Annotated in this window: 22 protein-coding genes and 1 pseudogene; 9 read left to right on the top strand and 14 right to left on the bottom strand. The window is 58.1% G+C overall.

The window, feature by feature from the left end; genetic code table 11:
* Nucleotides 1–2: 2 nt before the first annotated feature.
* The 7 genes from argE to AOA61_RS26960 form a co-directional block, all read right to left on the bottom strand.
* Nucleotides 3–1,154: an acetylornithine deacetylase gene (argE, locus tag AOA61_RS26990; protein ID WP_032885892.1), complete on the bottom strand. Its 1,152-nt coding sequence runs from the start codon at nucleotides 1,152–1,154 to the stop codon at nucleotides 3–5.
* Entirely contained in the window at nucleotides 1,151–1,828 is a 678-nt protein-coding gene (locus AOA61_RS26985) for a DUF1028 domain-containing protein (RefSeq protein ID WP_032885893.1), read from the bottom strand. Before AOA61_RS26985 ends, argE begins: the two co-directional genes overlap by 4 nt.
* Before the next feature lie 10 nt (nucleotides 1,829–1,838).
* Nucleotides 1,839–2,570, bottom strand: coding sequence for a class II aldolase and adducin N-terminal domain-containing protein (locus AOA61_RS26980; RefSeq protein WP_099603098.1), 732 nt, complete (start codon nucleotides 2,568–2,570; stop codon nucleotides 1,839–1,841).
* 50 nt (nucleotides 2,571–2,620) lie between these two features.
* Nucleotides 2,621–3,451: an ABC transporter substrate-binding protein gene (locus tag AOA61_RS26975; protein ID WP_095185651.1), complete on the bottom strand. Its 831-nt coding sequence runs from the start codon at nucleotides 3,449–3,451 to the stop codon at nucleotides 2,621–2,623.
* Nucleotides 3,452–3,478: 27 nt separating this feature from the next.
* Nucleotides 3,479–4,351, bottom strand: coding sequence for a phytanoyl-CoA dioxygenase family protein (locus AOA61_RS26970; RefSeq protein WP_032885895.1), 873 nt, complete (start codon nucleotides 4,349–4,351; stop codon nucleotides 3,479–3,481).
* 27 nt (nucleotides 4,352–4,378) lie between these two features.
* Nucleotides 4,379–5,896 (bottom strand): amino acid ABC transporter permease/ATP-binding protein, encoded by a 1,518-nt coding sequence (locus AOA61_RS26965; protein ID WP_099603097.1) that lies wholly within the window; start codon nucleotides 5,894–5,896, stop codon nucleotides 4,379–4,381.
* 263 nt (nucleotides 5,897–6,159) lie between these two features.
* Nucleotides 6,160–7,134 (bottom strand): LysR family transcriptional regulator, encoded by a 975-nt coding sequence (locus AOA61_RS26960; protein ID WP_032885896.1) that lies wholly within the window; start codon nucleotides 7,132–7,134, stop codon nucleotides 6,160–6,162.
* A 183-nt stretch (nucleotides 7,135–7,317) separates the two neighbouring features.
* Between AOA61_RS26960 and AOA61_RS26955 the strand changes: the two genes are divergently transcribed.
* From AOA61_RS26955 to AOA61_RS26935, 5 genes are all read left to right on the top strand, one after another.
* The gene (locus AOA61_RS26955; RefSeq protein ID WP_032885897.1) at nucleotides 7,318–7,746 is read left to right on the top strand and encodes a RidA family protein; all 429 of its coding nucleotides are present in this window, start codon (nucleotides 7,318–7,320) and stop codon (nucleotides 7,744–7,746) included.
* The gene (locus AOA61_RS26950; RefSeq protein WP_081797656.1) at nucleotides 7,743–8,723 is read left to right on the top strand and encodes an NAD(P)H-quinone oxidoreductase; all 981 of its coding nucleotides are present in this window, start codon (nucleotides 7,743–7,745) and stop codon (nucleotides 8,721–8,723) included. Before AOA61_RS26955 ends, AOA61_RS26950 begins: the two co-directional genes overlap by 4 nt.
* A gap of 13 nt (nucleotides 8,724–8,736) precedes the next feature.
* Complete coding sequence (locus AOA61_RS26945) at nucleotides 8,737–9,177, top strand: type II 3-dehydroquinate dehydratase (RefSeq protein WP_032885898.1); 441 nt, start codon at nucleotides 8,737–8,739, stop codon at nucleotides 9,175–9,177.
* A gap of 79 nt (nucleotides 9,178–9,256) precedes the next feature.
* The gene (locus AOA61_RS26940) at nucleotides 9,257–10,510 is read left to right on the top strand and encodes an NAD(P)/FAD-dependent oxidoreductase (RefSeq protein ID WP_032885900.1); all 1,254 of its coding nucleotides are present in this window, start codon (nucleotides 9,257–9,259) and stop codon (nucleotides 10,508–10,510) included.
* Nucleotides 10,511–10,638: 128 nt separating this feature from the next.
* Nucleotides 10,639–11,145, top strand: a complete 507-nt coding sequence (locus AOA61_RS26935; protein WP_099603096.1) for a hypothetical protein — start codon at nucleotides 10,639–10,641, stop codon at nucleotides 11,143–11,145.
* Between the two features lie 185 nt (nucleotides 11,146–11,330).
* On the opposite strand, the gene msrA is transcribed toward AOA61_RS26935, so the two are convergent.
* Nucleotides 11,331–11,855, bottom strand: a complete 525-nt coding sequence (gene msrA, locus AOA61_RS26930) for a peptide-methionine (S)-S-oxide reductase MsrA (RefSeq protein WP_099603095.1) — start codon at nucleotides 11,853–11,855, stop codon at nucleotides 11,331–11,333.
* A gap of 154 nt (nucleotides 11,856–12,009) precedes the next feature.
* Between msrA and AOA61_RS26925 the strand changes: the two genes are divergently transcribed.
* Nucleotides 12,010–12,555 carry a hypothetical protein gene (locus AOA61_RS26925; RefSeq protein WP_099603094.1) on the top strand — a complete coding sequence of 182 codons (546 nt, stop codon included), beginning with the start codon at nucleotides 12,010–12,012 and terminating at the stop codon, nucleotides 12,553–12,555.
* 14 nt (nucleotides 12,556–12,569) lie between these two features.
* A pseudogene (locus tag AOA61_RS32425) lies at nucleotides 12,570–12,868 on the top strand (DUF6124 family protein).
* 130 nt (nucleotides 12,869–12,998) lie between these two features.
* Here AOA61_RS32425 and AOA61_RS26915 read toward each other — a convergent pair.
* Nucleotides 12,999–13,559, bottom strand: coding sequence for a hypothetical protein (locus tag AOA61_RS26915; RefSeq protein WP_099603093.1), 561 nt, complete (start codon nucleotides 13,557–13,559; stop codon nucleotides 12,999–13,001).
* Nucleotides 13,560–13,930: 371 nt separating this feature from the next.
* Here AOA61_RS26915 and AOA61_RS26910 point away from each other — a divergent pair, with 371 nt between their 5' ends.
* A complete protein-coding gene (locus AOA61_RS26910; protein ID WP_099603092.1) occupies nucleotides 13,931–14,977 on the top strand; it encodes a hypothetical protein in 1,047 nt (348 codons plus the stop codon).
* A 92-nt stretch (nucleotides 14,978–15,069) separates the two neighbouring features.
* Here AOA61_RS26910 and AOA61_RS26905 read toward each other — a convergent pair whose 3' ends face one another.
* The gene (locus AOA61_RS26905; protein ID WP_099603091.1) at nucleotides 15,070–15,609 is read right to left on the bottom strand and encodes an AAA family ATPase; all 540 of its coding nucleotides are present in this window, start codon (nucleotides 15,607–15,609) and stop codon (nucleotides 15,070–15,072) included.
* A 115-nt stretch (nucleotides 15,610–15,724) separates the two neighbouring features.
* Nucleotides 15,725–16,126 carry a GFA family protein gene (locus AOA61_RS26900; protein ID WP_099603090.1) on the bottom strand — a complete coding sequence of 134 codons (402 nt, stop codon included), beginning with the start codon at nucleotides 16,124–16,126 and terminating at the stop codon, nucleotides 15,725–15,727.
* Between the two features lie 249 nt (nucleotides 16,127–16,375).
* Here AOA61_RS26900 and AOA61_RS26895 point away from each other — a divergent pair, with 249 nt between their 5' ends.
* Nucleotides 16,376–16,807 (top strand): VOC family protein, encoded by a 432-nt coding sequence (locus tag AOA61_RS26895; protein WP_017530067.1) that lies wholly within the window; start codon nucleotides 16,376–16,378, stop codon nucleotides 16,805–16,807.
* A 329-nt stretch (nucleotides 16,808–17,136) separates the two neighbouring features.
* Here AOA61_RS26895 and choX read toward each other — a convergent pair whose 3' ends face one another.
* The 3 genes from choX to AOA61_RS26880 form a co-directional block, all read right to left on the bottom strand.
* Nucleotides 17,137–18,072 (bottom strand): choline ABC transporter substrate-binding protein, encoded by a 936-nt coding sequence (gene choX, locus AOA61_RS26890; RefSeq protein WP_099603089.1) that lies wholly within the window; start codon nucleotides 18,070–18,072, stop codon nucleotides 17,137–17,139.
* Between the two features lie 259 nt (nucleotides 18,073–18,331).
* Complete coding sequence (locus AOA61_RS26885; RefSeq protein ID WP_164444821.1) at nucleotides 18,332–18,940, bottom strand: HD domain-containing protein; 609 nt, start codon at nucleotides 18,938–18,940, stop codon at nucleotides 18,332–18,334.
* Between the two features lie 24 nt (nucleotides 18,941–18,964).
* On the bottom strand, nucleotides 18,965–20,080 hold the full coding sequence (locus tag AOA61_RS26880) for a TauD/TfdA family dioxygenase (protein WP_043205756.1): 1,116 nt from the start codon (nucleotides 20,078–20,080) through the stop codon (nucleotides 18,965–18,967).
* Nucleotides 20,081–20,129 lie beyond the last annotated feature (49 nt).

The raw sequence follows: 20,129 nt of genomic DNA, 5'->3' as shown, positions 1-20,129 counted from the left end.
GCCTACGGGCGCACGAACGCAAGCACCCGCTCCAGCATTCGGTCACAAGCCTCCAGTTGTTCCACGCTGATAAATTCATCCGGCTTATGCCCCTGCTCCATGCTGCCCGGCCCGCACACCACGGTGGGAATGCCAGCTTGATCAAACAACCCGCCCTCGGTGCCAAACGCAACCGTGCCGAAGTCTCGCGAGCCACAAAACTGCGCGATCCATCCGGCGGCCTGGCTGTCCAGAGAAGTCGCCAGCCCCGGGTAGCTGGACAGCTCGCTGATACTGATCGCGCACTGCCCGTTCACCGCCTGCATCGCGGGCAGCAGAGTCTGTTCGGCATAGGCGCGTAACTGCTGCGCCACCTGCCAGGGATCCTGGGCCGGCAGCGCGCGCACTTCAAAATCAAACGTGCAATTCTGCGGGACGATATTCAACGCCTTGCCGCCGTTGACCAGTCCGGTCTGAACCGTGGAAAACGGCGGATCAAAACGTTCATCCAGATGCCGCGGTGCCTTGAGTGACTCGCCGAGCCGCACCAGCTCACCGATCAACCGCGCGGCATATTCGATGGCATTCACCCCGGACGGCGCATACGCCGAATGGCAGGCCGCGCCATGCACGTCACAACGCATCGCCAACTTGCCCTTGTGGCCGAGCACCGGCTTGAGTTCGGTGGGTTCGCCGATCACACACAGCAACGGCTTGACCGCCTGCCCATGAAAACGCTCAAGCAACGAACGCACGCCGAGGCAACCCACCTCTTCGTCATAGGACAGCGCGATATGCACCGGCATACGCAGCGGCGCCTGTACCAACGCCGGCACCAACGCCAACACGCAGGCGATATAGCCCTTCATATCGGCGGTACCACGCCCGTACAACTTGCCGCCTTTCTCCGTCAGCTCGAACGGCGCCACGCTCCAGCGCTGGCCGTCCACCGGCACCACATCGGTATGCCCGGACAACACGATGCCGGGCACATCAGCCGGGCCGATGGTCGCCAGCAGGTTGGCCTTGCTCTTGTGTTCGTTGTAGACCAGCTCGCAGGTCACACCGTGGTCCTGCAAATAGGTGCGAACACAGTCGATCAAGGCCAGGTTGGATTCGCGACTGGTGGTGTCGAAGCGCACCAGTTGCGCCAGCAGGTCGCGACTGCTGGTCATCGGTCATCCCCTGGTACCGCATAGCCGGGAGCAATGTGCGGGTTGAGGGCGCGGTCGATGTAGTCCTGCAATTGCGGGCGATAGGCCTGCCAGAGTTTGTCGAGCGTGCCGATAGGGTCTTTATCCGCCCAATCGACGCGCAGGTTGACGATGGGCCAGAGCACGTCGTCGACCACCAGCAGCGCCGCCGAATGCACTGGCCCCGCCTCGCCGCCTTCAGCCACCGCCGTGTGCATCGCCGCCAGCAGTCGGTCGGCAAGGTGCCCCGAGGCCTGTTCGAAAGCCCGCACCATAGCGCCAATCACGCCTGGATTGGCCAGCATATTCCCCGCCGCCACACACTGTTCACCACTGACCGCCGCGTGAATCCCCAAGGTCTGCGCACCGCTGAAGTGCGCGGTACGGCCTTGGCGGTCAATCACCGTCACCTGGCGATAATCACTGTGCTCCTGCCCTGCGAACACTGCCGCCAGCGCCTCACTCGGCGCCATGCCCTGCTCCAATAAATCCAGCACTTGCGGCCCCAGGCTCGGCAAGGTGATGTTCTGCGACGCTACCGCGCCCACACCCGCACGCAGCCAGGGGCAACGCGCCCCCACGGCAATGCTCGACGAGCTGATCGCAATGCCCAACTGGCCGGTCTCGGCGCAGCGGGCGACAACGGAAAAGGTCATGGGGAGTTCCTCAATCGAGTACCGAGGGGTCGGCGTCGATCATCATTTGCTTCATTTCTTCAAAATGCCGACGTGAGAAATCCGCGATGCCTTCCCAACTCCGCGCAGTTTTCTCCGCCACTTCATCGGACAACAACCGCAGCGGCTGCCCGGTGGACCAGGCCGTCACGAGGATCTGGCAAGAGCGTTCCAGGGTCCAGATATCGTCAAAGGCTTCACCGATGGACGCAGCGGTCACCATCACGCCGTGGTTACCCATCAACAGCCGGGTTTTGCCATCAAGCAGGCCGGCCAGGCGCGCGCCTTCCGCCTCCGTATCGGCCATGCCGCCGTAGAGTTCATCCACCGCCACGCGGTTGAAATAGCGTGCGGTGTTCTGGTCGATCGGCGGGATATGCGGCGTGGCCAGGCACGCCACCGCGGTGGTGTACACCGGGTGCAAATGCAGCACGGCGCGGGTGTGCGGCAGCAGCCGATGGATCTGCCCATGGATCGACCAGGCCGTCGAATCCACATTTTGGTTGTCGGCACAGGCGGGATCGTCCGCGTTCAACAACACCAGGTCGCTGGCGCGAATACGCGAGAAGTGCTTCCACTTCGGGTTGAGCAAAAACTGTTTGCCATCGGCCGACACCGCGGCGCTGAAGTGGTTGGCCACCGCTTCATGCATGCCTAGGTGGGCGATGATGCGAAAGGTCGCCGCCAGGTCGATGCGTGTCTGTTCTTCGAGGGATAACGCCATGGATCGGACTCCTCAGAGCGCGACCGCAAGGCTGCGGCCGCGCGGTAGGGTTACTTCGGCATCAGCGCCGCGAGGTCGGCCTCAGTCGGCGCCTCGAAGTTGTACTTCTTCAGCAAGGCCGCGTATTCAGGCGTGGCGCGGTATTTCTCCAGACCGTCGAGCAAGGCTTGCTTCACCGTGTCATTGCCCTTCTTCACACCGAAGCCGTTCAGCACCGGATAGATCAGGGTGTCGGAGGAAATCACCACGCGGCTACCGAGCTTGTCGATCACACCGCGGGCCACGGCGGCGTCGGTGATTTGCGCTTCCACCGCGTGGGCCAACAGGGCCTGGGTGGTTTGTGGGTCGGTGCTGTATTCGCTGATCAGGATCGGCTTCAAGCCCTTGGCCACGCAGTACTCGGCCGACAGCTTGTTCATCTGCGCCAGCCACGAGGTAGCGCCCATGGAGCCGATCTTGTGGCCGCAGAACTCTTCCGGAGTCTTGGGCTGGAAGGCGCTGTCCTTGAGGGCCAGGATCGATTCGCCGCTCTTGAGGTAAGGGATCATGTCGATGACCTTGACCCGCTCGGCGGTGATGTACATCGACGAGTTGGTCACATCGAAACGCCCGGCTTGCAGGCCGGTGATCAAGTTGGGGAAGCGCGTGTCGAGGGTCTCGACCTTGCGGCCCATGACCTTGCCCAGGCCGTCCATGAACTCGATATCAAAGCCCGCAGGCTTGTTGTTATCCATGTACTCATAGGGGAAGAAGGTCACGTCGGAACCGGCGATGATCTTGCCTTCCTGCTGGAACGCCGAAGCCGCCAACGAGGTCATTGCAACCGCAGCGCCCAGCAGGCACACGGCAAGGGGACGAACACTGTTACGAAACGCTGTCATGGTCATTACCCGCAAGGTTTTAGGAGGTTAGGCAGTGGCAGAATCTTGTCCGGCCTGTTGCACGAAGAACGACGCACCACGGGGTTTCTGTGGCAGGCGCATATGGTTGTTGGTGGAACGCACCAAGCCACTTTCTTCACCGGCCACCAGCAGGCCGGCGTGTGTACTGGGCAACGGGTTTTCGCCGAATGGCAGCGCGTCTTCAGCGGCATAGACGCTGATGAACAGGGTGCGCGGCAGTTCGGTCTCATTAGGGCTGGAAGCATGCAAAAGACGCGTGTGCATAAAGCACACGGAACCGGCCGGGCCGTAGCAGGCGACCGGATGCTGGCAGTGTTGCGCGACCACGGCATCGTCCACCGAACCGGTGAAACGCTGATCCTGCCAGTGCGACCACAGCGGGCCTTTGTGGCTACCGGGGATCACATTCAGCGGGCCGTTCTGCGGGGTCACTTCACTGACCATCAGCAACGCGGTGACGATGTCGTCGTTGCTGTGGGGCGTGAACAGGAAGTCCTGGTGCCACTTCACCTGTGTGGCGGTGTGGGGCAGTTTCGAGTTGATCTTGCTATGGTGAAAACGCGCGCCGCTGGCGCCGACCAATTGCGCGGAAATCGCCGCCATGCGCGAGTGCAACGCCACGCGCTGATACGCCGGGGAAATCTCGGTGGGCGAACTCACCCGGCGCAACGACGGGTGATCGGCGCGGTGGTCACCCTCCAGGTCAAAGCGCGCGCGGCCATCCACGGTGGCGCCCCAGCCTTGGTCATGGCTGCGGCTCTCTTCTACCCACTGGTCGAAGTCATGCTGCAGCGCGGCCACTTCGTCCAGCGACAACACGCCTTCTACCACCAGGAAGCCGTCGCGCTGGAATTGTTCGATGTGTGCTTGCTCAATCATGTTGTTTTTTCCTGAACGTTAAAGAGATCACGCCAGCGAGACGTCCTTGAGGAACGCCTCCACGCGTGGGTTCTGGCCGCGGCGCAACACCTCGGGCGTGTCATCGCAGACCACACGCCCCTTCTCCATAAACACGATCCGATCAGAGACCTTGAACGCGAAATTCATCTCGTGCGTGACGATCACCATGGTGATGCCCTCCCCGGCCAGGGCTTCGATCACCTGCAGCACTTCATTGACTTTCTCCGGGTCAAGGGCCGAGGTGGGCTCGTCGAACAGCATGATTTGCGGGCGCATCATCAAGGCGCGGGCGATGGCCACGCGTTGCTGCTGGCCGCCGGACAACTGGTGCGGGTACTTCCAGGCATGGTCGAGCATGCCGACCTTGTGCAGCAGCGCGTATGCCTGTTGCTTGAGCGCGTCGGTGCGACCCAGGCGGTGGTACTTCGGCGCCATCAGCAGGTTGTCGAGCACGCTCAAATGAGGGAACAGGTTGAAGCTCTGGAACACCATGCCGATGTTCAGGCGATGCTCGGCGTGCTCGATGTACTGGGGCTTTTGCGCGCCCACCTTGTTCAGGTGAATGAACGGCAGGCCATTGATATGAACCTCACCATTGTCCAGTTGCTCGAGGCCGTTGAGCAGGCGGATCAGCGTGGTCTTGCCGGAGCCCGACGGGCCGATTACCGACACAACTTCACCCGGCTGAATCAGCAGGTTGACCGAACCCAGCACCTCGATGTCGTTGTAGGCCTTGTGCAACCGCGAGGCTTGCAACGCCGCAGCGCCGTTACTTTCCGGGCGTTGCAGGGCGGTGCGCTGTTGGGTAGCCAAGGCCAGCACGTGTGCATCCGGCACGCGGGAGACATTGCGCTGGTTGACGTCGAGAAAGCGCTCCAGGCGTTTGAGCAAAAAGTCGAACACCGTGACGATAAACACATAGAAGAACGCCACCGCCGCCATGGTTTCGATCACCAGGAAGTTCTGCGAGTACAGGCGCTGGCCGACCATCAGGATCTCGGTCAGAGAGATCACCGACACCAACGAGGTGAGCTTGACGATGGAAATGTATTCGTTGGCCAGCGACGGCAACGCCACACGCAGCGCCTGGGGGATCACCACGCGCCATTGGGTACCGAAAAACCTCAGCCCCAACGCCCGCGCCGCTTCGCCTTGGCCCTTGGGAATCGAGAGCAAGCCACCGCGATGGATCTCGGCCACATACGCCGTTTCGCAGATCACCAGCGCCAACAAGCCGGACCAGAACGGGTCGGCCAGCACCGCCGAGGTGCCCGGCAATGCCTGGGGCAAGTTGTAGATAAAGATCAGCAGCACCAACAGCGGCAGGCTGCGGAACAACCAGATATACCCCCGCGCCGGCACGCTCAGCAGGCCATGCTTGGACTGCTTGGCCAGCGCCAGCAGAAAGCCCAGGCCGATGCTCAACACCCAGGTCAGGGTACTGAGCTTGATCACCGTCCACGTCGCACGCCAGAACTCGGCATCAGCCAGCAAACCAAACATGTAATTCCAATCGAATGTCATCGTCGCTGCGCCTTGCAAAAAATGAAGTGGGTCTGCCTCGATGGGATGAGAGTCGTGGCGGCGGGGTCTTGGGGTCAATTCGTAAAAGCCGGGGCACTGGGTAGGCAGAACCTATGCAGTCCTGAGCGAAGCAAAAATCCACTGTGGGAGAGGGCAAGCCCGCTCCCACATTTGCCCTGCTGTGTTCTGGAGAGAGCATGCACTGGCCGAAATGGTGCGCGCCTGAATTCGCCTCCCCGCCCACGCCATCTATTGGTGCAATCTCAGCTCACATCACTCAACACCCGCACCGCATGCGGGTCAAAAAAGCTCGGCGGCGCCATGCCGGGGATGTACTGGTCGGAGACAAACATGCGGCAGCGTTCGGCAAACGCCGACACCACACGGGACAACTGGGTGTTGCTCGCCGTGGCGTAACCCAGCTTCATCGGCCTATGTGTACCGGCCAGGCGCAGGCGGATCACGCGTTTGCCGTCCTGGGACATATTCGATTTGGGCCGCGCGTTCGCAAACGAATAGCCAATGCCATTGCCGACCATGGCGCGCACCGTTTCGAGGTTGGTGGAACGCATGATGATGTTCGGCGTGGTGCCCGCCTGGATGAACAGGCTGAGGAAATAGTCGCGGCTCCAGGGCGTATCCAGCAGCACCACCGGGTAGGCCTCGAGGTCTTGCATGCTGACCGCGGGCAAGCTCGCCAGCGGGTGATACTCGCCCACCATCACATACGGCGGCAGGTGCGCGAGGGGTTGGAAGTCGATATCCGGACTGGTCACTAGGTCGTAGGTCAGGGCGATATCCAGTTCGCCACTGCGCAGTTTTTCCAGCAGTTCCTCATGATTGCCTTCGGCCTGGGTCAAGCGCACACCGGGGAACGCACGGCCGAAACCGAATACCAATTCCGGCGTGATCATCGGCGCCAGCGACTCCAGGCATCCGACCCGCAATGGCCCGCGCACGGTGTTCAGTGACTCCGAAGCGATGGTGTAGAGGTTGCTCATCTGCTCCAGAATCTGCTTGGCCTCCAGCATCACCAGACGCCCCACCGCCGTGAGGGAAATGCCCTGGGCGTGGTGGCGGATAAACAACTGGATACCCAACTCAGCTTCCATATGGGTGATCGCCGCCGAGATCGACGGCGACGACACATGAATGCGTTCGGCCGCAGCACTGATGCTGCCCGCCTCTCCCGACGCGACGAAATACTCCAGTTGACGCTGAGTAATACGACTGAGCATGACGCCTGCCCCTCAACAATGACTGTACGGCGAGCGTTGCAGGGTTCGTGCCGGGTCATGGGCGAGCCGATGAGTTACAGGGGCTTCGGTTTTTCCTAAGCACTACCCCGCGCAAATGCTGGTTTCGCCCGAGAGGGGGCGATGTGAAGCTGGTTTCATCCCGCTTACGACGAGCCCTTCGATATGCCTACCCACACCCGCATCCGCATGTTCAACACCAAACAGACTTATCCCAACCAGGCGCTGGACAACGACCTGTGCCAGGCCGTGCGCGCCGGCAACACCATCTATGTGCGCGGCCAGATCGGTACCGATTTCGACGGCAACCTGATCGGCCTCGGCGACCCGCGCGCCCAGGCCGAACAGGCGATGAAGAACGTCAAGCAACTGCTCGAAGAGGCGGGCTCGGACCTGTCGCACATCGTCAAGACCACCACTTATTTGATCGACCCGCGCTACCGCGAGCCGGTGTACCAGGAGGTCGGTAAATGGCTCAAAGGTGTGTTCCCGATTTCCACCGGCCTGGTGATTTCAGGCCTGGGCCAACCGGAGTGGCTGATGGAGATCGATGTGATCGCCGTGGTGCCGGACGACTGGACCGTATCCGTATGAAAGCGGTGATTGCCCGTGAGCCCGGTGGCCCTGAAGTGCTGCAGGTGGTGGAACGCCCTGTGCCGGCTTTGCAACCCGGTGAGGTGCTGATTCGCGTCGTGGCGGCCGGGGTCAATCGCCCCGACCTGATGCAACGCAGCGGCTCAGCAATCCCACCCGGCGTTACCGATGTGCTGGGCCTGGAAGCGGCGGGCATTGTGGTCGCGGTGGGCAGCCGCGTGGATGAATGTGCGGTGGGCGATCGCGTGATGGCCTTGCTCAACGGCGGCGGCTACGCCGAGTACTGCGTGGCCCAGGCGGCGCACTGCCTGCCGGTGCCGGCGGGATTATCGCTGCACGCTGCCACTGCGGTTCCGGAAGCGGCGTTCACGGTGTGGCACACCCTGTTTGAGCTCGGGCGCCTGCGCAGCGGCGACAGCGTGCTGATCCACGGCGCCGCCAGTGGCGTCGGCAGCTTTGCCGTGCAGTGTGCGCAGGCTGCGGGGGCGCGGGTGATCGCCACCGCAGGCGGCCCGCAAAAGGTCGCGATGCTGCAAGCGCTGGGTGTATGGCGTGCGATTGATCGCCATTTGGAAGACTTCGTCGCGGTGGTGCACGACTGCACCCAAGGACGCGGCGTCGACGTGGTGCTGGATAACGTCGGCGGCCCCTATGTCGCGCGCAATCTGGCGGCCATGGCCATGGGCGGGCGGCATGTGAGCCTGTCATTCCTGCAAGGCGCGAACATCGAGTTGGACTTGCAGGTGCTGATGCGCAAAAACCTCAGCCTCACCTCCTCCACCCTGCGCCCCAAAAGCCACGCTGAAAAAGCCCGCCTGGCGGCGTGTATCCGCTCGCGCGTGTTGCCCTGGCTGGCGGCCGGTGTGGTGCGCCCACAGATCCACGCGCAGTTGCCCCTGTCTCAAGCGGCCGATGCCCATCGCCTGCTGGAAGCCAACGCCAACGTCGGCAAAGTCGTGCTGACCGTCGCCGAATAACCTGGAGCCCGTCATGCCCCACCGCGTGTACTTCCTCAATGGCCCTAATGCCAACCTCTACGGGCTGGACAAGCACGGCACCTACGGCAACGAAAGCTTCGCCAGCATCGAAGCCCGCTGCCAACGCCACGCCGGCGAGTTGGGCCTGACCCTGGACTTTCGCCAAAGCAACCACGAAGGCGTGCTGGTGGACTGGATTCAAGAGGCGCGCCTGAACAGCGACGCCCTGGTGATCAATGCCGCCGGCCTCAGCTACAGCTCAGTGCCGATCCTTGACGCGCTGCTGGCCTTCGGCGGCCCGATCATCGAAGCGCACATGAGCAATATCTGGAAGCGCGAGCGCTTTCGGCATCACTCCTACGTGTCCAGGGCCGCCACCGGTGTGATCGCCGGGCTGGGGGCGTTGGGATATGAATTGGCGCTGACGGCGGTGGCCGAGTTGCTCAAGCCTTAAATGCGAACTCGAAAACACAGCAGACCCAATGTGGACCCTCGGTGTTGCTAATAAACCTCTTACTTTCCAGGAGACGCCAATGACCGTCGAAACCATCAACACCCTAGTAGTCGGCGCAGGCCAGGCCGGCGTCGCCATGAGCGAACACCTGTCCCTGATGGGCGTGCCCCACATCGTGCTCGAACGCCACCGCATCGCCGAACGCTGGCGCTCCGAGCGCTGGGACTCCCTGGTCGCCAACGGCCCCGCCTGGCACGACCGCTTCCCCGGCCTGACCTTCGAAGGCCTCTCCCCCGAAGCCTTCCCGCCCAAAGAACGCATGGCCGACTACTTCGAAGCCTACGTCGACAAACTCCAGGCTCCGGTGCGCACTGGCGTAGAAGTGCAACAAGTAGAGCGCCACCTCGGCCGCCCCGGCTTCAAAGTCACGACCTCGGCGGGCGTGATCGAAGCCACCAACGTCGTCGCCGCCACCGGCCCGTTCCAACGCCCCTCAATCCCCAACATCGTCCCCACCACCGCACCGATTCACCAACTGCACTCGTCCACCTACAAAAACCCCGGCCAACTCCCCGAAGGCGCCGTACTCGTAGTGGGCGCCGGCGCCTCAGGCTCACAAATCGCCGAAGAACTGCAAAAGGCCGGCAAAACCGTGTACCTCTCCGTCGGCGAACACTATCGCCCACCCCGCGCCTACCGCAGCCGCGACTACTGCTGGTGGCTGGGCGCATTGGGTTTGTGGGACGAAGTCAAAATCCAGCCGAAGAAAAAGCACGTGGCGTTTGCAGTGAGTGGCTATGAAGGCGGCAAGACCGTCGACTTCCGCCGACTGGCGCACCAAGGCATTCACCTGGTAGGCGTTACCCAGAATTGGGAGGACGGCGTCATGACCTTCCAACCGGGCCTGGCCGAAAACGTGGCCGAAGGGGATCGTGCGTATTTTGATGTACTGCGTGATGCGGATGCGTATATCGAAGCCAACGGCCTGCCATTCCCGCTGGAACCGCAAGCCTGGGAACTGCTGCCCGACCCGGAGTGCCTGCTTGATCCGATCCTCAGCCTCAACCTGGCTGAAGCCGGTGTAACCACCATTCTCTGGGCAACCGGCTTCAAGTTCGATTTCAGCTGGTTGAAGGTGGATGCGTTTGATGAGAAAGGCGAGCCGTTCCACAAACGCGGAATCTCGGCGCAAAGCGGCGTTTACTTTTTGGGCCTGCCGAATCTGGTGAACCGTGCGTCGTCGTTTATCTATGGGGTGTGGCACGACGCGAAATACGTGGCGGACCATATCGTGCTGCAGAACGAGTACAAGGCCTACAAGAAGCCGGAGTAAAGGGGGAGCCGGTGAGGCGGCAAACGATAGAGATGGGGCCCAAGGAAAACGTCCTACACAGCCGCTTCACTTTGCGTAAAATGCGAGCCGTTCTCGATCAGGAAAACTCAACCCAGGATGGGTAACGCTTGAAACCGCTTGACACCCACGCGCCAAAACACGCCGACACGGCCATCACACGACTTAAGCTCAAAGACCAACTGGCCGTAGACCCTTACAAGGGATTGGCATTGCCGGAAAGCACCCTCCTCTGTTTGGTAACGACGGCCCTTACGCTGTTCGTTGCACAAAGCGTCGGCATAACCGACACATTCAAGAGCAACGTCCTCTATAGCGGCACACTGGGCGCATGTATAGGCGCGACGTACTGGATGTACCACGACGCGGCACTTTCCGAGTGGAGCATTGCCCGGCATATCAGCCCCACTGCACTGCAAAACGCGATGCTCGCCTTGAAGTATTCCGAAACGCAGGAAGGCGTTTACTACCCGAAAAAACGCATGTTCACCCCATTCCATCGGTGCGATTCAGAGCGGATCACGCTCACCACACTGGATGGGGGCACGCGCTTCGCAGGCCCCTATTTCAAGCTGAAAGCGCTGTCGGCCAGGCTGATGGAGCAGGAAGGGATTTGAATCAACCGGACTTGGCCATTCCTACCTAACGAGCGATGGCACTTGGCCAAAGCACTGAAATGGCGACTTTTCTGACGACAAGGACGTAGGCAATGATGACCACGCCGGCCATCCTGCATGCCCTGTGTGCGTTTTTTTCGCCATTTGAGGCTTGGACATATTCGTCCTTGGCTGGGCGCAGGCGCTCAGGGAGCTGACCCCGATGACGCCCGCTTGGGCAACTTCCAATTCGGCCGGATGAAATGGCAGGTATACCCGTTCGGTATCCGCTCCAGATAATCCTGATGCTCCGGCTCCGCCTCCCAAAACTCCCTGGCGGGCTCAATTTCCGTGACCACACGTCCCGGCCACAGCTTGGAGGCATCCACATCAGCCGCGGTATCTTCGGCAATATCCCTTTGCTGTTCGCTCAGGTAGTAAATCGCCGAACGATAGCTCGGCCCAAGATCATTGCCCTGCCGATTCGGCGTGCTGGGGTCATGGATCTGGAAAAAGAACTCAAGAATCTGCCGGTAGGAAATCACCGCCGGGTCAAACACGATTTCAATCGCCTCAGCATGGTTGCCATGGTTGCGATAGGTGGCATTCGGCACATCGCCACCGGTGTAGCCGACTCGCGTGTGCAGCACGCCGGGGTAGCGTCGCAACAGGTCTTGCATGCCCCAGAAGCAGCCGCCGGCGAGGATGGCGGTTTCGGTTGGGTTGGTCATGGTTTGTCCTTGCGGTTAATGGAGACAGAGGTAGTTATGGGGCAATCCTGGGCAATACCAAGTTCAATCGAGCAAAAACGGGGATGGCCGCTTCACTTTACGTAGAATGCGAGTTGTTCTCGATCAGGAAAACTCAACCCAGGAGGGGTAACGCTTGAAACCGCTTAACACCCACGCGCCAAAACACGCCGACACTGCCATCACCCGACTTAAGCTCAAAGACCAACTAGCCGCTGACCCTTACAAGGCATTGGCACTACTGGAAAGCATCCTCCTCTGTTTTGTAGCGACGGCCATTCTGCTGTTTGCTGCACACATCATGGGCATAACCGACACATTCAAGAGCAACGTCCTTTACGGCGGCACCCTGGGCGCATGCATAGGGCGGACTTACAACATGTACCGCGACGCCGCACTTGCCGAGTGGCGCGTTGCCAGTCGTATCAGCCCCGCTGCACTGCAAAAAGTGATGATCGCCTTAAAGTATTCCGAGACGTCGGAAGGCGTTTACTACCCAAAAAAACGCATGTTCACCCCATTCCATAGGTGCGTTTCAGAACGGATCACGCTCACAGTACTGGATGGCGACACACGCTTCACCGGCCCCCATCACAAGCTGAAAGCGCTGTCGGCCATGCAACTCGCTGACGAACCAGAAACGCCAGTATCCGACTCCACACCACCACGGGTGCAAGGCTGAGGAACGATCCCGACCTGAAACTGAATCAGGCGGCGCATCGTGCGATTGATCACTACCTCAACGCGGGGGCAGAACCGCTGGAGACGCCTCCCCCGCACACGACGACGCTATTCAGCGTTGCTGACGATGTTCGCAGTGAAGTGTTGATTGCTGATAGCTATGAGACTTTTTCTTCGGTTACTGCGTTGTTGTTTGGCCTGTCGGATGAGCTGAAGGGAAACAGCGGGATGTGGCGTTGGCGATTCACCAACTTAGTGAACTAGACGTGGTATTGGTCGATCAGTTGATGACACGCGAGACGGACCATCGCTAGACACGCCAATCACGCGAGGTCGTCGAGTAGTAGCACCTCACGCACTGGCTCGGTGACCGCGTTGCTCGGTATTGCCAATGAGGCCAGCAGGGAAATGCTCATCGGCAACAGTACCCAAGTCTTTCAGGCTTTATGTGTTTTCATCAGCGTCGATGAACTTCTTTCGATTTACCATCCAGGGTAACGCCGGCTGACTGCGTATTTTCTTGCACCGGTTTTTTGTAAATTCATAGGTCACAAGATCAACGAAGTGGCGGTTGCCTTTAACTACGTCGTAGGTGATCAGAAAATAAATCAAGGGGCTTTTAGCATCGATCCATGTGTTCAACGCCTGGTCTAAAGCCTTTTGAATGTCCTCTACACGGCTGTACCCTATGAACGTCTGAAATGCTGCCTGACCGGCCTTGCTATGCAGCTTTTGGATTTCATTGATGTCCGTGTGGGCACGCTTCCACTCCCATTCCACGAAAGTCAGAATATCCTTTTCGGAGTACTGAACCACCGCATCGGTACGCCCGCCCGATTCGAAAAGAGCCCGTGCACCCATCAGGCTGGCACATTGACGAATTACGAGGCCCATATGGATCGTCCAGTTGGCCCTATTCGCTAGGCCAGCTTTTTCAGTAACGGGAAAATCCTTGTACCAGAGGTAGTTGAACAGCGTAACGAAGTCTCGCTCAATCCGTTTCATTATGGCTTCCGTATGTCTAATGAATAGCTGTAATTAACTTTCCAGCCATGACCCCAAACGTCCTCTAGGTTTTCGTTAGAAATCCCTGAGCACATCGCATTACTCGCGCCTGTATCGGCACGACGGCGCTGTACTTTACCTTTCTGCACTGCTGCCCCGACGGGCCAACTGAGCGCTGTTGGTGAATAACCATCAGGCATGCGGGCCCTGTCAGCCGGATTACTGACTTAACAAATGAGAGCAAACGCAGGGCGTTTGGGCTTGAGCGCGGACCTTTTTGAATTCTTAGCCATCGGCTTACCACACTGGATTGCACGCCTGACGCCGAGTAGCCTATCGCACCTCTTTACCCCCAGCATTTGGAATGCCTAATGGCCCTGCACGACGCAATCGCCCTTGAAATCCACGCCGGCGCGCTACCGCTAAAATTCCGCGCTGCAGACCTTAAAACCCCTTGCCGTAAGGTCTACTTAAACCCGACCGATACCAACGAACGCTATCGCGTGGGCTTGGACTTCTTCGCCGCCAACACAATCAATACGCAGTTGGCAAACCTGTGTGAGCTCACCGGTTACTGGGCGCGCAGCGGCCAGGTGGCACGTTACCGGCGTGTGGCCGAGGGCTTGTATGAGTTGCTCGGCATGGACGAGACGCAGGAGCTGACCGCTGAAGTCGAGCCCGCTGCTGAGGCTGCCATGGGTTGCCATGACTTGAGCCCCTGGGAAGCGCGCTTTGCCTTCTACCTTAAACATGAACCCTTTCAAATTTACGATCGTCGCCGCCGGAAGGTTTACCCAGCCCAGGCAGCTCAGGGACTGGATGCAAGATTGAGCAGCTACTTCTGGCCCTCGCCGGGAGTAAGCTTCGTAGCAACAGAGCAAGTGCTACAGGGGTTTATTGCTCAGGCGCGAGTGCTAAGTCTTGACCTTGCCGGTAATGCCGATGCGGTGTTGGCATTATTCGCGTCTATCTGCCAGTGGGGCGGAGTGCGCCTGCCCACGCGGGATGCCGACGCGGTCGTCGCCAACCTGCAACGTGCTGCTAACCGCAATGCTCAGAACCCAGCTGCAATGAACAGCGCATGGACGAAGCTGTACGCCATGTTTTACCCAGACGACTTTGTGATCTATGACTCGCGTGTAGCCACCGCATTGGTGGGTATTGCCGAGGCCGTGTTCGTTGACGCCGAACTCGATTCCTTCAAAGCGCACTACCCCAACCTAGGCCTGATCGCTGGACGTGGCGGTAGTCGGCCACGAGCGACTCGTACCGTGTGGCGCAATGCATATATGTCATGGCCAGCGCAGCTCGATGCAAATCGTCTTGTAGCATCCATTGCGCGGTCGCTTAGCACGCGATCGGGCTTGGCCTACAACGTACGCCAATTGGAGGCAGTGCTATTTATGGAGGGATATTGAGCGCGCGTTACACGCCAGGCGACGCGGATTTTGAAGGGCATTGTCCCCGCATGACAACCCGCAGTTTACGTAGCGAGGCAGCCAACCAACGATCAATCTCGCGGACCCTGGCCAGCCGAGGTTTCAATACTCGCGATAAACATCCTGGCCTCTCGATTAGACCGCAAATAAACCACGCGGCAGGTTGATGGTGCAGTTGCCACGAGTTGCTGCATCTTTGCTCGCGCTGTTTTTTTCGTCCGCCACATGAATCTAAAAAACTCCGGCAGGTTCGCCAGCAGTTCGGGGCAGTTCTCGGGCAAGTCAGGCCGAGATTGACCCCGTTGGAGCAGCGTTCTGCGCAGTACGCGCAAGAATCGAAGCGTCGCCGAACGATCAATCCAAATTAAAAGATCTGCACGGGCCATCCGATTTTCCCAAGTGGCCGAATGGCCCCCTTCGAATATCCAGCAATCACGAGCCTCGACCTCGAGACAAAGCTGCGTCTTCTCGTCCCGGCTTCGTTCTATCCAACCTGGCTGCCAGTGAATAGTGTCGATATGAACGACCGGCAAGCCCGTGCGCTGACCAAGCTCGCGCGCCAAAGTGCTTTTGCCAGACCCAGGTTGACCAACAATCATCACCCGTTGCATCGAAGCTCCTTCTCGCTATGCAAGCTGATTTTTTGGGGGTGGCGATTTTACGTCAATGCCTATATCGGTCAACAACAAGGGGTCAGAGCGACAGGCAGCTTTCGCCCAGAAGACCTCAATCAACTGGAGGGCATGGGGTGGTTGGAATGTACCAGTGAGCTGCGGAGTCGAGATGAACGTGTTTCTGCTTTAGAGGGAAAAACGGGGTATCGAGCGTACCCAATGCTATTGAAACCCAACTGGCAAGCTCGCCTTGAGACCGTGACCAAAACAAGGCCGAACCACACTGCACGCAGAACTCGCGTGATACCGTCGTTGAAGAAGCATAGGTTTTGATATGGATGGAGCCGCTAAGTATTTGCAGCGCGCTACGCGGAACGCTGCCGTAAGAAGCAAATGCCGCCCCATGACCTTTGCGACACTGGCTGCAATGACAATGACTCACTGCTTGCGGTGTGGTGGATAGCTCATAACGGACAGCGGCACATAAACAGCTTCCTTGGTACACCTCTGTCATACGCTCTTCCGTGCATGCTAAAACGCCAGCGTAACCGTCCCGGTCTAATCAGTCGACTGACAGGTAGTGGCTAGTAACTGGCTATCATGAAGGGCAGCTATCGGCCAGAAGCTGCCACTCAAAGCGACTCGATAACTCCCACCCAAGCGTGCATCATCATGCTCACCACGATCCCGCCCTGGCAGCGAAGCCGTAGGTGCAGAACCTGCCCGCTCACAAAAACAAGCATTTTGAAATGGAAGTCATCTCATGTTCGAACGTAACAAACTGGTTCCGGAGTTAATGGTCACCAACCTGGATAGCAGCCTGGCTTTTTGGGTTTCTCTTCTGGGGTTCAAAGTAGCTTATCAACGTTCGGATGAGGGATTTGCGTACCTTGATTTGAATGGTGCTCAAGTAATGCTTGAGCAGATTGATCCTGACGCGGGTCAATGGCTGACTGCGCCATTGACCAAACCGTTTGGAAGAGGCATCAACCTACAGATTGATGTTGAGGCTGTGGCACCCATCATCCAAAAACTTGTTCAGGCTGGATTTCCACTCTATCGAGAATGCAAAGACACCTGGTATCGGGCTGACAAAATAGAAGTAGGTCAGCGCGAATTCATCGTCCAGGATCCCGATGGTTATCTCGTAAGGTTGGTAGAGCGGTTGGGTGAGAGACCGGCTTGCTCAATCTGAACCTAAGCCAAGCCGACCGTCAGCTTCGGGTCGATAGCTGCCGGTGGCGACTGGCAGTCATCGGCCAGAAGCGGACCTTGAATATCCAAACAACTGCCGAGGTCCATAAACGCATCACGCGTGAGTGCTGGCTCGACGGGCTCGGACTCGGAACTACATGGCCCCGCAGAAACCCACGAACTCAAGATATGTCAAATGCGGGGTAAGCGTCAGGTTAAGGCACGTTGCGATGAGTAAACGCCTAGCAACTGGCTACATATGGCTCCATCAGCGAGCCTCCAACTGCGGATTTTCGATAACAAAAGCCGCTTCACTGAAGCGGCTTTTCTTTACTTGGAGATGTTTGCTAATACTGCTGCTTTCGCGTCTCTACCGTCGACGGTAGTTACACCAGTCAGCCAGCTATCCAGAGTCTCAGGATGAGCGGCCAGCCATTTTTTCGCTGCACTCAAAGCGGGCTCCTTTTTGTCAAGGGAGTTCATGATGCTGCTCTCCATGTCGACCGTGAATTTCAGATTGCTGTACAACTTGCCAACGTTACCGCAGCGCTCGGCATAGCCTTTGGATGTGATGGTTTTGACCGTTGCTGCGCCGAAATCGGGACCGAAGGAATCATCACCACCCGTTAGATACACGATGTCCATGTTCACGTTCATTGGGTGAGGCGCCCACGCCAGGAACACAATGGGCTTCTTGCGTTGAATCGAGCGACCTACCTCTTGGATCATGCCTGCTTCACCAGACTCGACCAGTTTGAAATCCTTCAAACCATACGAGTTGTCCTTGATGATCTTCTGCACCAACGTGTTTCCGCCGCTACCAGGCTGGATGCCGTAAATGCGGCCTCCGAGCTGGTCTTTAAATTTCTCTATGTCCTTGAAATCCTTCAACCCCTCATCGGCCAGAAATTTTGGAACTGCGAGTGTGTATTTTGCACCTGTGAGGTTAGGGGTTGGGAGAACGGACAAAGAGTCCTTTAGTGGGGTAATCAGAGGATCCTGAGATGGCGACCAGTAGTTAATGAACGTATCCAGCTTGCCATCGCTAAGAGACTTCAGAACGATTGGCAGTGAAAGCATGCTGTCGTCAAATTTATAGCCCAGGCCTTCGGCAACCACCTGAGTCAATGCGTTTGTCGATATACCATCGAGCCATCCCACGTTCGCCGTCTTGATGACTTGGCAACTGCTGGGTTCTTGAGCCATAACCAACACGCTTTGAGATGCCAAGGTTACCGCGATCACGGTTTTGTAAAACTTGTTCATCCGACTCCCCTCTAGAGTTGCACTAACTCTGTTTGACGTATCTGGATGGCAGACTCAAATTTGCACGTGGCTGACGCTTATGAATTGCGCCTTTCCCGCTTCGATTATCGGCCAATCGCCAGTACGGCATAACCGCGTTTCTATTATGAGGAGCATGCGGTTTTCTTATGGATCAGTAGGGAGGGATCCACCTGGATATGCACGTCATAGCGGCAGCACGCTGCCGCTATGACGCAAATTTGAACCGTAAGTAAAGTGCCTAGGCCACAGGTTGGTCGAGCGCGCTGCGGCCCATAGTCTGGTCACCAACGTACTTTTGATCGAATGCTGGCCGAGTGAAAATCCTCCGAACCATAGGCTCGAAGTGCTCCAAAGGGCGAGTCGGGTAATCAGGGTCAAAGGATGATTGGTCCCACTCCTCACAGAAGCGCACACAACTCTCGTAGTAAGGGTGATCCTTGTATAGATCCCGCTCATTACGATCACCGCCGAAGAAGTGCACGTAGTAGTAGTTCTGGAAGAGGCCGTGATAATTGATGACCCAGGTCACCTCTGGACGAACATAAGGGCGAAGGATGGATGCTGCATACTGGGAGTGGTTGTAGGGGGCGAGCTCGTCGCCCAGGTCATGGATCAGCGCTGCAACCACCATCTCCTCATCTGCACCAGCGTCCTCAGCTCTACATGCGGTCTGAAGCGAATGAGCGAGCCTGCTCACCTTGTAACCGCTTAGAGAGTGTTCCAGATCCCGCAGGCATTTGAGGAGCCGGTCAGGAAGCTCTTTTGCGAAATCAGTTTCCAGCTGGGTCAGCATTTCATATTCGGCTTTGGTGCCGTCTTTCATCTGGGTAAAAGCTACGGTTTTCATCATCAGTCCTCAGGCTTTCGAATCTTATTGAGCTTTCAAGCTTCTTTTCATGGCTTTGTAGATGCCTTTGGGGCCATCCATATCCATGTAGCAACCTTGCAGATGACGGCGACCTTCATTGGTATCAAAGCTCGTCCGGCCATGGAGGACACGCGTGTTATTGAACATTTGCAGCTCGCCCTTCTCCAGCTTGAAACGTCGCTCAAATGCCGGATCCACAAAGAGCTCTCCCATGCGACGACGTGCACGGTGGAATACGGCCATGTCGTGTTCATTCAGCAACGGTAGATAGTCGAGGCGTGGGCTATAGCTGACACCTGTCATTCGGCCCAGCGCGTCGGTCATGATGATTGGCCGCCGCTCAATCAGCTCAACGTCGTTATCGACGTGGCGGTAACGCACAGGCACGTTGGCCAGCAGTTCGAAGCCTTCGGGATCTTCCAATTTAAGCTGCTCTGCGACCGCGAGACTGTCAACGAGTGTAGAGAGCCCCCCCGATGTTTCGTTGATTAGGCAGTGCAAAAGCTGGATGCCAGGCATCGGATCGCGATAAGGGTTATCGGTATGAGGATCGAGGTGAATTGAGCGATAGGCCAGGTCATTGGAGTTCGGCCGGGAGTACACCTCGAAGTACTTGCCGAAATTGGTTTCGCGCACCTGGCCAAAGATTCTGCCTACATCCAGAACTGACTCGGCTTCGGTAGGCACGTTCTGGATAACGACAACCCCATAGGTCAAAAACTTGCTGAATGCCTCCAATCGATAATCGAAGTCAGTCAGTCGGTTGAAGTCGATGTAGATGAGTTGGGTGTCAATGTTGCTCTTCCAACTGATGGGCGTTGGCAGGCCATCCAACGGATCGAAGTCGGCACGAAACTCCGTGAGGTCATACAGCCCCGCATAACCATCACTGAATGACAGCCATGCCTGATCTACGCCTTTGGCCTCTGCTTCAACCAGAGTGATGCCGTCAGGAAGGTTATGCGGGTTAAACAGTCTTTGCTGAGTAGTGACATCAAGACTGACAGCGTCCTGGCAGCGCTCCCGCAACCACAGCGGCGCTAGCACAATGGTTTCCCCTGGCAACTGTGCGATCACGGATGCCGGTTGTTGCTTGATTTCAAAAGTGACCTGTACCATGAGAACCTCCAAATAGGTGGTCTCAGTATCCTTACGTGCTCAGGGGATA

This window comes from Pseudomonas sp. 2995-1, from assembly GCF_002742505.1.
Taxonomy (GTDB): domain Bacteria; phylum Pseudomonadota; class Gammaproteobacteria; order Pseudomonadales; family Pseudomonadaceae; genus Aquipseudomonas; species Aquipseudomonas sivasensis.
This window is presented reverse-complemented; position numbering and strand designations above follow the sequence as displayed.

Bases quoted from the DNA above. Each gene is read 5' to 3' on its own strand.
- argE (WP_032885892.1), bottom strand. From the start codon at position 1,154: ATGACCAGCAGTCGCGACCTGCTGGCGCAACTGGTGCGCTTCGACACC.
- AOA61_RS26985 (WP_032885893.1), bottom strand. From the start codon at position 1,828: ATGACCTTTTCCGTTGTCGCCCGCTGCGCCGAGACCGGCCAGTTGGGC.
- AOA61_RS26980 (WP_099603098.1), bottom strand. From the start codon at position 2,570: ATGGCGTTATCCCTCGAAGAACAGACACGCATCGACCTGGCGGCGACC.
- AOA61_RS26975 (WP_095185651.1), bottom strand. From the start codon at position 3,451: ATGACAGCGTTTCGTAACAGTGTTCGTCCCCTTGCCGTGTGCCTGCTG.
- AOA61_RS26970 (WP_032885895.1), bottom strand. From the start codon at position 4,351: ATGATTGAGCAAGCACACATCGAACAATTCCAGCGCGACGGCTTCCTG.
- AOA61_RS26965 (WP_099603097.1), bottom strand. From the start codon at position 5,896: ATGACATTCGATTGGAATTACATGTTTGGTTTGCTGGCTGATGCCGAG.
- AOA61_RS26960 (WP_032885896.1), bottom strand. From the start codon at position 7,134: ATGCTCAGTCGTATTACTCAGCGTCAACTGGAGTATTTCGTCGCGTCG.
- AOA61_RS26955 (WP_032885897.1), top strand. From the start codon at position 7,318: ATGCCTACCCACACCCGCATCCGCATGTTCAACACCAAACAGACTTAT.
- AOA61_RS26950 (WP_081797656.1), top strand. From the start codon at position 7,743: ATGAAAGCGGTGATTGCCCGTGAGCCCGGTGGCCCTGAAGTGCTGCAG.
- AOA61_RS26945 (WP_032885898.1), top strand. From the start codon at position 8,737: ATGCCCCACCGCGTGTACTTCCTCAATGGCCCTAATGCCAACCTCTAC.
- AOA61_RS26940 (WP_032885900.1), top strand. From the start codon at position 9,257: ATGACCGTCGAAACCATCAACACCCTAGTAGTCGGCGCAGGCCAGGCC.
- msrA (WP_099603095.1), bottom strand. From the start codon at position 11,855: ATGACCAACCCAACCGAAACCGCCATCCTCGCCGGCGGCTGCTTCTGG.
- AOA61_RS26915 (WP_099603093.1), bottom strand. From the start codon at position 13,559: ATGAAACGGATTGAGCGAGACTTCGTTACGCTGTTCAACTACCTCTGG.
- AOA61_RS26910 (WP_099603092.1), top strand. From the start codon at position 13,931: ATGGCCCTGCACGACGCAATCGCCCTTGAAATCCACGCCGGCGCGCTA.
- AOA61_RS26905 (WP_099603091.1), bottom strand. From the start codon at position 15,609: ATGCAACGGGTGATGATTGTTGGTCAACCTGGGTCTGGCAAAAGCACT.
- AOA61_RS26900 (WP_099603090.1), bottom strand. From the start codon at position 16,126: ATGACAGAGGTGTACCAAGGAAGCTGTTTATGTGCCGCTGTCCGTTAT.
- AOA61_RS26895 (WP_017530067.1), top strand. From the start codon at position 16,376: ATGTTCGAACGTAACAAACTGGTTCCGGAGTTAATGGTCACCAACCTG.
- choX (WP_099603089.1), bottom strand. From the start codon at position 18,072: ATGAACAAGTTTTACAAAACCGTGATCGCGGTAACCTTGGCATCTCAA.
- AOA61_RS26885 (WP_164444821.1), bottom strand. From the start codon at position 18,940: ATGAAAACCGTAGCTTTTACCCAGATGAAAGACGGCACCAAAGCCGAA.
- AOA61_RS26880 (WP_043205756.1), bottom strand. From the start codon at position 20,080: ATGGTACAGGTCACTTTTGAAATCAAGCAACAACCGGCATCCGTGATC.